Here is a 12,462-nt window from a genome sequence, read left to right on the forward strand (position 1 = left end):
GAGATTGGCTCTCTTTGGGGAGTGGCTGCTCAGGGGTGTCGCAGGAATGCGGCGCCCTTTTGTTTTGGAAGATATGTCAGGCCAGCGCATACAAAATGTGCGATGAGTTACCGAAGAAACTCTGCCCTGACCTTCTCCGACTGCCCACCGATCGTCGGCGCTGCCATATCGTTTTTTGCTCGAACACCATTCACCCGGATTGGGCTTGCCGTCGTGCGCACGGAGGTGCCGTCATCGCGGGTCACTATCTGCAGCATGTCGAGCTTACGGAAGGCGGCACTTTGCAAGAGCTTTGGCCAATCCAGCACTTCCGCCGCCCAGATATCGGCAGGTTCCAGGAGATCGAGCCATGCGCGAACGGTCTTTTCCTGTAGGCGGCTGGCGATCATGCTCTTGATCTCGTCACGGCGCTGGAAGGCATCGTTCGGCGTGCACTCAGCAAGCGTGGGCAAATCGAACAGCGGCGCGAGTTTCGCCAATGGCATCATCGCGATCGCCAGCCAGCCATCGGCGCAACGATAGACGCCGTAGGGCGCGGCGAGATAGGCGTGGGCATTGCGCACGGCGGATTTCTTCGGCAGGCGGCCGCCGTCGTTCAGGTGCGTGGTCAGGACCTCGAACTGGAAGTCGACCATCGCTTCCAGCAGGCTCGTTTCCACATGCACGCCATGGCCGGTGACGCCGCGGCGCACCAGTCCGGCAAGGATGGCCTGAACCAGGAGATTACCGGCCAGCATGTCGGCGACGGCGAGCCCGAAGGGCACAGGCCCGTCATCGGCCTCGCCGTTCAGCCACATGGCGCCGGAGCGGGCCTGCGCCAGCAGATCCTGTCCGGGCAAGTGGCGCCATTCATTGTCAGGGCCGTATCCGGTGATGCTGCCATAGACGATACGGGGATTGATCGCGGCAACGGCAGCGTAATCGAGGCCAAGCCGTTCGATGACGCCGGGGCGAAAATTCTGGATGACGACGTCGGCCTTGGCGATCAGCGTGCGCAGTTCCTGAAGATCGCTTGCATCCTTCATGTTGAGGGCAAAGCTCTCCTTGCCGCGATTGATGGCGTGAAAAAGCGTGGAGTCACCGCCGATCTCGGTGTCGCTGAGATAAAGCCGGCGGCAGAGATCGCCGCCATCGGGCCGCTCGATCTTGATGATCCTCGCGCCGAGATCGCCGAGCCGTAGCGCCGCCATCGGGCCGGCAAGAAACTGACTCATATCCAGCACGATGATGCCGGAGAGCAGGCCGTCTTCGTTATCCTTGGTCATGTCAGACTTTCAGCGGCGGCGCGTCCGCGGGCCGGCCGTTCCTGTAGCGCACCGTCTGGATATGCTCGCAATAGAGCACCAATTCGCCTTCGCCCTTGAAGACTTCGTAAGAAGAGCGGATCAAGCCGAGTTCGCCATATTTCGGCTGCTTATCGAGATTGGTGCGGATGGTGTAGATCGTCTCACCGATGAAGGTGGGCTTGATGAAGCGCAGCTTGTCGTAACCATAGGAAAAGGCGTTCACGCAATTGGTCGCGACAAGCCCGAGGCCGGCGGAAAAGACGAAGGCGCCGGCAACCAGCCGCTTGCCGAACAGGCCCTCGGTTTCCGCAAAAATCTGATCGCTGACATAAGGATGCATGTCGAGCACCAGCGCGTTGAACTGCTGGGACTCGCCTTCTGAGATCGTGCGGCGCAGCGAGCGGATCTTGTGGCCGATCTCGAAATCTTCGTAGAACCAGTTTTCCGCGTTCCAGACAGGAATCTCGGCGTGATCGGCCGGCATGGTTTTCGGATGGGTGCTGGATATGCCGACGGTGGCGGTCATGGCATGTCTTTCGATGGAAAACCTCCGATCTCAAAGAGACCAGAGGCGCTTGGCATTGAGGCGATAGAGCCGGTTTCGTTCGTCGCTGCTTACGCCTTGCATCAGCGTGTGGGTGGCTGCGACCCAGGTGGAGAGATTGCCGCCGAGCGTGCAGACCGGCCAATCGCTGCCCCATATGACACGATCCCAGCCGAAGCTTGCGATGCAATGTTCGACGAAGGGACGCAGCGTTTCCGGCGTCCAGTTGTCTGGATCTGCATAGGCGATCACACCGGAAATCTTGACGATGACGTTCGAGCGTTTGGCAACTTCCTTGATACCAGACGCCCAGCTTTCGCTGAGCCCGTCTTTCACCGCCGGCACGCCGCAATGGTCGAGAATGAACCGGACGTTGGGATTGAGGTCGATCAGCGCGATCGCCTTGGACATCTGATGCGGCAGGACGCAGAGATCGAAGGTGAGCCTGGTATTGCCGAGCCGCTTCAGGTTCTCGCGGAAGAGGGCGCCTTCGGAGACATCATCGGGCACGACATGCAGCACACGGCGGAAACCTTTGACGAAGGGATCGGCGAGCACGCGTTCGAGATAGGCGGGGAAGTTCGTGCTCTCAGGACGGCAGGCGGCGATGGCACCTCTGAGAAGGCTGCGGGGCTCACGGCTCAGGCCTTTGACGTAATCGGTTTCCCGTTCGATATCATCCTCGGCGACGTCGACCTCCATGTGAAGCGTATCGGTGATCCCAAGCCGCTTGGCCTCGCGCGCATAGTCCTCGTAGAGGCTGTCGCGATCGAGCGACCCTGCCTCGGCCAACCAAGGATAGGCAAGCTTTTGCCGGTCGACGATGTGCAAATGGCTGTCGAAGAGCATGGTGATCCTCCCATACCTGCTTGCTCAACATATACTCACAGAAGAATAGTTTATTCAAATAAAAATTATAGCTCGGCCTTGTCCACTGTGCCGGCCACGGTTTCGGAGATTTGCTTTGCTGCTTCCCGCACATATTCGACCACCTGCTCGCGCGTGGGTGCCTTCGGGTTCACTGGCTCGATATAGGGGCAGGTGAGGGCGGCAAGCGCGTTGCCATCCATCGCCAGCACGGGGGCGGAAATATTGTGTACGCCGCTCGTCTGCAGGCTGCTCATGGTTTCGAAGCCCTTTTCACGAATTGCTGCGAGCTTTTCCTCGAGATCGGCAGGGGGCTCCTCCGGATCCTGTTCCTGGCGTCTCTGCTCGTTGATCATCATCTGGCGCTGCTTTGCATCCCGGAATGCCAGAAGAATATGGCCGGAGCCGGTATTATAGAGATTGATCTGCGCGCCGACGCGGATGGAGATGCCCCAATAGGTCGGCGAATCCTGCTGTGCGATGACGACGACCGAGCCGCGATCATAAATCGCCAAATGACAAGCCTGTTCGGCACGGTTGGAGAATTCGCGCATCAGCGGTGTGGCGAAGGAGACGAGGCGACGCACCGGCGCATGATAATGCGCAAGGCCGAAGAGCTTCAGCGTCAGATAGAAACGATCGCCATCCTGCCGCTGCACATAGCCGCGCCGTACGAGACGATCGAGCATGCGGTAGAATTCGTTGGGGCTCTTGTTGAGCGCCTTGGCGATTTCGGCCTGCGTCAGGCCACCATCGATCGTCGCCAGCAGCTCCAAAATGTCGAGCCCCTTGTCCAGCGCCGGTGCGCGGTAGCGATCACTGTCGTCTTCTATGCTCATCAACAAGTCCCCATGCGAAGAAACGTGAACTATCATTCATATATGAATGAAGGCATTTTACAAGCGCACGATCGCGGCTTGACGGCCAATGAATAAGATGTTTACTTATAAATCATTGATCCATATTTGGGTCGCGAGGACGATCGGACAAGGGGTCCGAGCTTAAGGGAGGAAGTTCGATGAGGAATTGGAGGGCCGGTGTAGCTGCCGGCACGATGGCATTGCTTGCCGGCACAGCGGTCTTCGCTGCGGATCTGCCGGGCAAATTTCCGGGTGTGACGATCGACGCCAAGCTCATCGGCGGTCAGCAATATGAGCCGCTCTACGCGCGCATTTCCGAGTGGGAGAAGGAAACCGGCGCCAAGGTCAACATCCTGTCGAAGAAGAACCACTTCGAGCTGGATAAGGAAATCAAGTCGGACATGGCCTCGGGCAGCATCTCCTGGTGCGTCGGCTCGAACCATTCGTCCTTTGCACCGCAATATCCTGACCTCTACACCGATCTTTCGAAGCTGCTGCCCAAGGAAGAAATCGCCCAGTTCGTCGATTCCACAATTCAGGCCTCGACCATCGACAATCGTCTGATCATGCTGCCGCGTGCCCAGTTCGACGTCTCGGCGCTCTACTATCAGAAGAGCCTCTATAGTGACGAGGCCAAGAAGACGGCGTTCAAGGCGAAGTACGGCTATGATCTTGCGCCGCCGAAGACCTGGAAGGAAGTTTCCGATCAGGCGGTCTTCTTCTCCAACCCGCCGAACTTCTTCGGCACGCAATTCCCCGGCAAGGAAGAGGCCATCAACGGCCGCTTCTATGAAATGCTGGTCGCCGAAGGCGGCGAATATCTCGGCAAGGACGGGAAGCCTGCCTTCAATTCCGAAGCCGGCGTGCGCGCGCTCGACTGGTTCGTCAACATGTACAAGGCCAAGGCCGTTCCGGCTGGCACGACCAACTACCTGTGGGACGATCTCGGCGCTGGTTTTGCTTCCGGCTCGATCGCGCTCGATCTCGACTGGCCGGGCTGGGCGACCTATTTCAACGATCCGAAATCTTCGAAGATCGCCGGCAATGTCGGCGTCGTCGTGCAGCCTGTCGGCTCCTCCGGCAAGCACACCGGCTGGTCCGGGCATCACGGCTTTTCGGTGACTGAATCCTGCGCCCATAAGGATGCCGCAGCTTCGCTCGTCTGGTTCCTGACCAACGACGACTCGCAGAAGCTCGAAGCCGCCAACGGCACGCTGCCGACCCGTAAGGCCGTATGGGAGTGGGATATCCAGCAGGCTGCTTCCGATCCTTACAAGAAGGAAGTGCTGAGCACCTTCCAGGAAGCCATGAAATATGCCTTCCCGGTTCCGCGCACGCCGCAATGGATCGAGATTTCCAACGTCGTCTATCCCGAGCTTCAGGCCGCGATCCTCGGCGACAAGAGCTCGAAGGAGGCGCTCGACGCCGCTGCGCAGAAGGCAACCGATGTCCTGAAGGATGCTGGCGCGCTTTAGGCGATGCAATCGGAGTCCCGCGTTTTGAAGAGCGCGGGACTTCTGCAAACTGACTTCGAGAATGGCTTTCGATCGGCACCGCCAGGGGCCGGTTCGCGCCTGCCGGTTTTGTGCCGGGTCTCGTCCCAAGTAATCCATTCCAAGCAGTCCGGGCCACGCTGCCGAGGAATGCCGACAGGTGCAAACTATGCTCAAAAGAATATCTCCACCGGTCCTGCTTCTTCTTCCGGCGATCATCGTCCTGGTGGCCGTGGTTCTGTTTCCGCTGCTTCTGTCCTTCTATTCCAGCTTCACGCCGTTTCGCCTAACAAGGCCGGCGACGCTCTTCACCTTCATCGGCCTGCGCAATTACATCCGCATTCTCACCGATCCGGTGTTTCTCGCGGCTTTCGTGCGCACGGTGGTGCTTTTGACGATCGCGCTCAATCTGGAAATGCTGCTCGGTCTCGGATTGGCTTTGCTGGTCAACAAGGCGACCCACGGCAAGCGGGTGCTGCGCACGCTGATGATGTTTCCGATGATGTTCTCGCCTGTCCTCGTCGGTTTCCAGTTCAAATTCATGTTCAACGACAATGTCGGCATCATCAACAATGCCCTGCAATCCCTGGGCATTACCGAGACGGCCATTCCCTGGCTGATCGATGGCAATCTGGCACTGCTTTCCATCGTCATTGCCGAAGTCTGGTCGTCGACATCGGTCTTCGCGATCCTGATCCTTGCCGGGCTGCTCGCCATGCCGCAGGAGCCTGTCGAGGCCGCCAAGGTCGATGGCTGCACCAGCTGGCAGACATTCCGCTATGTGACATGGCCGTTCCTGATGCCCTTCGCCTTCATTGCCATGACGATCCGCTCGCTGGATGTCGCCCGCGCCTACGACATCGTCAAGATCATGACGGATGGCGGGCCGGCGCGGCGCACGGAGCTGATCTGGACACTGGTCGGGCGCACTGCCTATGCCGATGCGCAGATGGGGCTCGCCAACGCCATGGCCTATGTCTCGATCATCCTTTCGATCGTCTTCACCGTCTATTTCTTCCGTAAGCTGGCGCTTGCCCGTACCCAGATCGGAGCGGAGTGGTAATCATGGATCGCAACGCTCAACAACGCCTGCAGCGCCGCCTCCGGAAGGTCGCCTATCTCACCGGTCTTTTCCTTGCGATGCTCGTCATTTGCCTGCCCGGCTTCTGGATCGTCATCAGCTCGCTGCGGCCGACCGTGGAAATCATGGCCAAGCCGGCGGTCTGGATACCGCAGGAGCTGTCGCTGGAGGCCTATCGCGCCATGTTCAGCGGTGTCGGGCAGGGCGGCATTCCCGTTTGGGATTATTTCCGCAATTCGCTCATTATCTCCGTCACCTCGACCGCCATTGCGCTCGTCATCGGCATGTCCGGCGGCTATGCCTTCGCCCGCTTCCGTTTCGCTGGCAAGTCGGCCGTGTTCCTCGGGCTGATGCTGACGCGCTCCGTGCCCGGCGTGGCGCTATCGCTGCCGCTCTTTATGGTCTATGCCCGGCTCAGCATCATCGATACGCATTTCGGCCTGATCCTCACCTACGTCGCGCTGAACGTGCCCTTCACCATTTGGCTGATCGACGGCTTCTTCCGGCAGGTGCCGAAAGATCTCGCCGAAGCCGCGCAGATCGACGGCTGCACCCGCTGGCAGGCCTTCTGGCAGGTGGAGTTCCCGCTTGCCGGCCCGGGCATCGCGTCCGCCGGCATCTTCGCCTTCCTCACCTGCTGGAATGAATATGCACTGGCCTCGCAGCTGACCCGCTCCGTCGATTCCAAGACGCTGCCTGTGGGCCTGCTCGACTATACGGCCGAGTTCACCATCGACTGGCGCGGCATGTGCGCGCTGGCGGTCGTGATGATCATTCCGGCGCTCGCTCTCACTTTCATCATTCAGAAGCATCTGGTGTCGGGTCTGACATTCGGTGCGGTCAAAGGTTGATCTCCATGGCTCAGGTTTCCCTCAAAAAACTCGTCAAGCGCTACGGCGCGCTGGAAATCGTCCACGGGATCGATCTCGACATCGCGGACAAGGAGTTCATCGCGCTCGTCGGCCCGTCCGGCTGTGGCAAGTCGACGACGCTGCGCATGATCGCCGGCCTGGAGGATGTCTCTGACGGCACGATCGAAATCGGCGATACGGTCGTCAACGACCTGCCGCCGCGCGACCGCAATATCTCCATGGTGTTCCAGTCCTATGCGCTCTATCCGCATATGACCGTGCGCGAGAACATGGGTTTCTCGCTGAAGATCGCCAAGCAGCCGCAGGCCGAGATCGACCGGCGCGTCAACGAGGCCGCTGCTATTTTAAGCCTCGAAGCGCTGATGGATCGCCGCCCGGCGCAGCTTTCCGGTGGCCAGCGTCAGCGCGTTGCCATGGGCCGCGCCATTGTGCGCCAACCCGAAGTCTTCCTCTTCGACGAGCCGCTGTCGAACCTCGATGCCAAGCTGCGCACGCAGATGCGCACCGAGATCAAGAAGCTGCATGCCAAGGTGCAGTCGACGGTTGTTTACGTCACGCACGACCAGGTCGAGGCCATGACGCTCGCCGACCGCATCGTCATCATGCGTGACGGCCATATCGAACAGGTCGGCACGCCGGATGAAGTGTTCAAGCGGCCCGCTACACGCTTTGTCGCTGGCTTCATCGGCTCGCCGCCGATGAACATCGAGGAGGCGACGCTGAAGGGCGGAGAACTCATCTTCAAGAATGGCGACCGTCTGCCGCTGCCGGGCCAATTTGCCGGCAAGGTCAGGGAAGGCGAGACGGTCGCTTTCGGTCTCAGGCCCGATGATATCTTCCCGACCGGTCACGGCCTGCATTCGGGCGCGGAATCCGCCGTCTACGAGCTGACCCTGCCGGTTGCCATCACCGAACCACTCGGCAACGAGACACTCGTCTTCGTCGAATTCGCCGGGCGCGAATGGGTGACGCGTATGCTCAATCCGCGCGCGCTGAAGAGCGGCGAACGGCTGAAGATGAGCTTCGATCTCAGCCAGGCACACCTCTTCTCCACTGAAACCGGCAAGAGTCTGGCGATCTAAGGACTACCCCCATGGCACGCATCGAAAAAATTGAACTGCGGATGGTCGACCTGCCGCCGAAGGTGAAGCGGACGGATGCGATCCAGAGCTTCGTCAGCCAGGAAACGCCGATCGTCACCATCACCGACAGCGACGGCGCAGTCGGCACCGGCTACAGCTATACGATCGGCACCGGCGGCTCCTCCGTCATGCGGCTGCTGTCCGACCATCTGGTGCCGCTGCTGATCGGCGCGGATGCCGATTGCATCGAGGCGATCTGGCACAGACTGGAATTCGCCACACACGCTACGACGATCGGGCCGATCACAGCGCTGGCGCTTGCGGCCGTCGATACCGCGCTTTGGGATCTACGGGCCAAGAAGCAAGGCCTGCCGCTCTGGAAGCTTGCCGGTGGCGCCAAGGATCGTTGCCCGCTCTACACGACGGAAGGCGGCTGGCTGCACATCGAGAAGGAAGCTTTGGTCGAAGATGCGCTGCAGGCGAAGGCTAAGGGTTTCTCCGGCTCGAAGGTGAAGATCGGCAAGCCGCATGGCTCGGAGGATTACGACAGATTGGCGACGATGCGTCTGGCGCTCGGCTCTGGCTTCGAGATCATGACCGACTGCAATCAGGGCTTCACCGTCGATGAGGCGATCCGCCGGGCGGCACGTCTGAAGGAGCTGGACCTCGCCTGGATCGAGGAGCCGCTGCCAGCTGATGATCTCGACGGCCACATCCGGCTGACCCGATCGACGCCGACGCCGATCGCAGTCGGCGAATCCATCTATTCGATCCGGCACTTCCGGGAGTATATGCAGAAAGGCGCCTGCTCGATCGTGCAGGTGGATGTCGCCCGCATCGGCGGCATCACGCCCTGGCTGAAGGTCGCCCATGCCGCCGAAGCCTTCGACATTCCCGTCTGCCCGCACTTCCTGATGGAGCTGCATGTCAGCCTCACCTGCGCCGTGCCGAACGGCAAATATGTTGAATACATTCCACAGCTCGACGACCTCACGACGAAGGGCATGGAAATCGTCGACGGCAAGGCGCTCGCTCCTTCGGAACCCGGCATCGGCATCGCCTGGGATTGGGAAGCCGTGAAGGCGCGCTCGATCGGCGAGTTTACGCGCGAAATCCACGGCTGAGGAGGAACGGGCCATGCAGCGGATGGGAATGGTGATCGGCCTGGAGCCGGCTAAGGTTGCGGAATACAAGGCGCTGCATGCGGCCGTCTGGCCCGAGATCCTGGCGCTGATCTCAGACTGCAACATCACCAACTATTCGATCTTCCTGAAAGAGCCGGAAAACCTGCTCTTCGGCTATTGGGAATATGTCGGCACGGATTTCGAGGCCGATATGGCCAAGATGGCTGCCAGCCCGAAGAACCAGGAATGGTGGTCCGTCTGCATGCCTTGCCAGAAGCCGCTCGAAACCCGCAGGCAAGGCGAGTGGTGGGCCATGATGGAAGAGGTGTTTCATCATGATTAGAGACTGGAGTGGAACAGACCGCGAAGCGGTCACCTCCCCCTTGAGGGGGGAGGTCGCGCGGAACGCGCGGGTGGGGGTGATGCTCCGGCCGCAAAGCGTTGCCGTTTTCGCACGAGGAGGGATCACCCCGCCCCGGACCGTTGGTCCGACCCTCCCCCTCAAGGGGAGGGTGTCATGACCTTCGATCCCAAATCCCTCCGCCAATGGTGGCGGAAGCCTTCGAAGCCACGTCCGATCGTGATCTTTGGTGCCGGCAGCATCGTCGGCGACGCGCATCTTCCGGCTTATAAGCAGACTGGCTTTCCGGTCGCGGGTCTTTACGATCCGAACGCCGAGAAGGCGGCGGCGCTGGCGGCTCAATGGGGTATCCGAGCTTTCGCCTCAGAGGCAGAAGCCCTTGCCGTCGAGCGTGCGATCTTCGATCTGGCGACACCACCCGCTGCCCACGCCTCTATTCTCGGCAAGCTGCCGCGCGGCGCCTACGCGCTGATCCAGAAGCCGATGGGCAGCGATCTTGCCGGGGCGACGGAAATCCTGCGCGTCTGCCGCGAGCGGGATATCAAGGCGGCCGTCAATTTCCAGCTTCGCTTCGCGCCGATGATGCTGGCGCTTTATGATGTCGTGAACAAAGGCTGTCTCGGCGAGGTCGTCGATTTCGACGCATGGCTGGCGCTTGCGACACCGTGGGGGCTCTGGCCTTTCCTGAAAGGCCTGCCGCGGATCGAGATCGCCATGCACTCGATCCACTATCTCGATTTCATTCGTGGGCTGCTCGGCAATCCCCAAGGCGTTCATGCCAAGACCATCGGCCATCCCAATCATGATGTCGCGCAGACGCGGACGGCGGCAATCCTCGATTATGGCGACAAGGTTCGCTGCGTGCTCTCGGTCAATCACGACCATGATTTCGGCCGCAAGTTCCAGGCCTGCGAGTTTCGCATCGCCGGCACCAAGGGTGCTGCTTATGTGAAATTGGGCGTCAATCTCGACTATCCGCGCGGCGAGCCGGACGAGCTGTGGATCCGCCCTGAGGGCGGCAGCGATTGGGTCGAGGTCAAGCTGGAGGGCGCCTGGTTCCCGGATGCCTTCGTCAATCGCATGGCCAACCTGCAGCGCTTCGCATCCGGCGAAGATCAGGAACTGATCGGCTCCGTCGAGGATGCCTGGCAGACCATGGCGCTCGTCGAGGCCGCTTATCAATCGAGCGCCACACCAGCGACACCGATTGCAGAACTTCCAAAGGCTTGAGCAATGGCTGAACAAACCCTCTATTTCGAAGATTATGAACTCGGCCACGTCAGGATGACTACGGGACGGACGATTACCGAGACCGATTTCGTTGTCCATGCCGGTCATACCGGCGATTTCTTCCCGCATCACATGGATGCCGAGTTCGCCAGGACCTTGCCCGGCGGCCAGCGCATTGCGCATGGCACGATGATCTTTGCGATCGGCGTCGGACTGACGGCCTCGCTCATCAATCCCGTCGCCTTTTCCTATGGCTACGACCGGCTCCGCTTCGTCCGCCCGGTGCATATCGGCGATACGATCCGCACGCGCGTCACCATCTCGGCGAAGGAGGATGATCCGAAACGGCCGGCGTCCGGTCGTGTGGTCGAGCGTTGCGAAGTGCTGAACCAGCGCGACGAAGTCGTGCTTGCCGCCGATCATATTCTGGTCGTCGAGCGGAAGCCGAGCGCGGGGAAGGCATGATGGTGAAGCTGAAGGGAATGACCTGGTCGCATCCCCGCGGCTATGATCCGATGATTGCCTGCTCGAAGATGTGGCAGGAAAAGACCGGCGTCGAGATCGGTTGGGAAAAGCGGTCGCTACAGGATTTCGAGACCTTTCCGGTCGAAGAGCTCGCCGCGCAATACGATCTCATCGTCATCGATCATCCGCATGTCGGCCAGATCACCCGCGAGAACTGCCTGCTGCCCCTCGATGATGCTGAACATGCGGATGAAATCGCGGCGATCGCAGCCGGCACTGTCGGCCGCTCCTATCCAAGCTACAACTGGCAGGGCCGGCAAAGGGCCTTTCCGCTCGATGCGGCGACGCAGGTGCAGGCCTATCGGCCCGATCGGCTGAACGCGCCGGTCAAGGACCTTGCCGAGTTCGTGACGCTTGCCAAGGAAGGCAAGGCGATTCTGCCGATGCGGCCGCCGCATTCGCTGATGACCTTTATCTCGCTGGCTGCTCATCTCGGCACCCCCTGCAGCGTTGAGGGTCCGGATTTCATCGCGAAAGCAGACGGCGAAGCGGTGCTCGACTGGATGGCGCGGATCGTCGCCGGTATGGATGCCCGCTGTTACGAGATGGACCCGATCGCCGTGCTCGACCTGATGGGCCAGCCCGACAGCCCCCATGTGGCGTCGCCCTTCATCTACGGTTACGTCAATTATTCCTTTGCGGGTTTCAGGCCGGCACGGATCGCCTTTGCGGATATGCCAGTTATCGACAGGCGGCCGCCGAATGGTTCGGCGCTCGGTGGCACCGGCATTGCCGTGTCGGCACGGACAAAGGCGCCGGAGGAGGCGAAGGCCTTTGCGCGCTGGATCGCCGGTGGGCCGGTGCAGGCAGGCATATATGCAAGCGGAAACGGACAGCCGGGTCACGCCGACGCCTGGGTCAGCGATGCGGTCAATATGCCGGCGCTCGATTTTTACCGCAATACGCGCGCGACGCTGGAGGGCGCCTATGTGCGGCCGCGGCACGACGGCTACATGGCATTTCAAAGCGACGCATCCGAGACGATTAGCAATGGACTGCAAACCGGCGAACAACATACAGTCCTTATCGACAAGCTGAACCGACGCTTTGCGCAGTCCTTCGAGGGTTGAGGAAGAACTGCGTCAACTGATTGTTATTGCATGATCTTGTCTGGGTTTCGGCGACGCAGCCGGCGAA

13 protein-coding genes are annotated in these 12,462 nt (G+C 60.5%); 9 read left to right on the forward strand and 4 right to left on the reverse strand.

The features are described from left to right. Positions 1 to 107: 107 nt before the first annotated feature. From AC13RM_RS23805 to AC13RM_RS23820, 4 genes are all read right to left on the reverse strand, one after another. Positions 108 to 1,265: a CaiB/BaiF CoA transferase family protein gene (locus AC13RM_RS23805; RefSeq protein WP_374816511.1), complete on the reverse strand. Its 1,158-nt coding sequence runs from the start codon at positions 1,263 to 1,265 to the stop codon at positions 108 to 110. Between the two features lies 1 nt (position 1,266). Further along, positions 1,267 to 1,812, reverse strand: a complete 546-nt coding sequence (locus AC13RM_RS23810) for a MaoC family dehydratase (RefSeq protein ID WP_374816510.1) — start codon at positions 1,810 to 1,812, stop codon at positions 1,267 to 1,269. 30 nt (positions 1,813 to 1,842) lie between these two features. Beyond that, complete coding sequence (locus tag AC13RM_RS23815; protein ID WP_374816509.1) at positions 1,843 to 2,679, reverse strand: amidohydrolase family protein; 837 nt, start codon at positions 2,677 to 2,679, stop codon at positions 1,843 to 1,845. A gap of 65 nt (positions 2,680 to 2,744) precedes the next feature. Next, positions 2,745 to 3,536 carry an IclR family transcriptional regulator gene (locus tag AC13RM_RS23820; protein ID WP_095436363.1) on the reverse strand — a complete coding sequence of 264 codons (792 nt, stop codon included), beginning with the start codon at positions 3,534 to 3,536 and terminating at the stop codon, positions 2,745 to 2,747. A 179-nt stretch (positions 3,537 to 3,715) separates the two neighbouring features. Between AC13RM_RS23820 and AC13RM_RS23825 the strand changes: the two genes are divergently transcribed. The 9 genes from AC13RM_RS23825 (at position 3,716) to AC13RM_RS23865 (ending at position 12,395) form a co-directional block, all read left to right on the forward strand. Further along, positions 3,716 to 5,032, forward strand: coding sequence for an ABC transporter substrate-binding protein (locus tag AC13RM_RS23825; protein ID WP_374816508.1), 1,317 nt, complete (start codon positions 3,716 to 3,718; stop codon positions 5,030 to 5,032). Between the two features lie 187 nt (positions 5,033 to 5,219). Next, positions 5,220 to 6,113 (forward strand): carbohydrate ABC transporter permease, encoded by an 894-nt coding sequence (locus AC13RM_RS23830; protein ID WP_113230854.1) that lies wholly within the window; start codon positions 5,220 to 5,222, stop codon positions 6,111 to 6,113. 2 nt (positions 6,114 to 6,115) lie between these two features. Next, complete coding sequence (locus tag AC13RM_RS23835) at positions 6,116 to 6,982, forward strand: carbohydrate ABC transporter permease (protein WP_374816507.1); 867 nt, start codon at positions 6,116 to 6,118, stop codon at positions 6,980 to 6,982. A 5-nt stretch (positions 6,983 to 6,987) separates the two neighbouring features. Beyond that, positions 6,988 to 8,085: an ABC transporter ATP-binding protein gene (locus tag AC13RM_RS23840; protein WP_374816506.1), complete on the forward strand. Its 1,098-nt coding sequence runs from the start codon at positions 6,988 to 6,990 to the stop codon at positions 8,083 to 8,085. 11 nt (positions 8,086 to 8,096) lie between these two features. Next, positions 8,097 to 9,209 carry a mandelate racemase/muconate lactonizing enzyme family protein gene (locus AC13RM_RS23845; protein WP_374816505.1) on the forward strand — a complete coding sequence of 371 codons (1,113 nt, stop codon included), beginning with the start codon at positions 8,097 to 8,099 and terminating at the stop codon, positions 9,207 to 9,209. A gap of 13 nt (positions 9,210 to 9,222) precedes the next feature. Further along, positions 9,223 to 9,552 carry an L-rhamnose mutarotase gene (locus tag AC13RM_RS23850; protein WP_374816504.1) on the forward strand — a complete coding sequence of 110 codons (330 nt, stop codon included), beginning with the start codon at positions 9,223 to 9,225 and terminating at the stop codon, positions 9,550 to 9,552. Positions 9,553 to 9,726: 174 nt separating this feature from the next. Next, on the forward strand, positions 9,727 to 10,800 hold the full coding sequence (locus AC13RM_RS23855) for a Gfo/Idh/MocA family protein (protein WP_374816503.1): 1,074 nt from the start codon (positions 9,727 to 9,729) through the stop codon (positions 10,798 to 10,800). Between the two features lie 3 nt (positions 10,801 to 10,803). Then, positions 10,804 to 11,265: a MaoC/PaaZ C-terminal domain-containing protein gene (locus AC13RM_RS23860; protein ID WP_113230848.1), complete on the forward strand. Its 462-nt coding sequence runs from the start codon at positions 10,804 to 10,806 to the stop codon at positions 11,263 to 11,265. Next, on the forward strand, positions 11,262 to 12,395 hold the full coding sequence (locus AC13RM_RS23865; protein ID WP_488555628.1) for an extracellular solute-binding protein: 1,134 nt from the start codon (positions 11,262 to 11,264) through the stop codon (positions 12,393 to 12,395). Before AC13RM_RS23860 ends, AC13RM_RS23865 begins: the two co-directional genes overlap by 4 nt. Positions 12,396 to 12,462: the final 67 nt, after the last annotated feature.

This window comes from Martinezella sp. CNPSo 3732 (genome assembly GCF_057784515.1).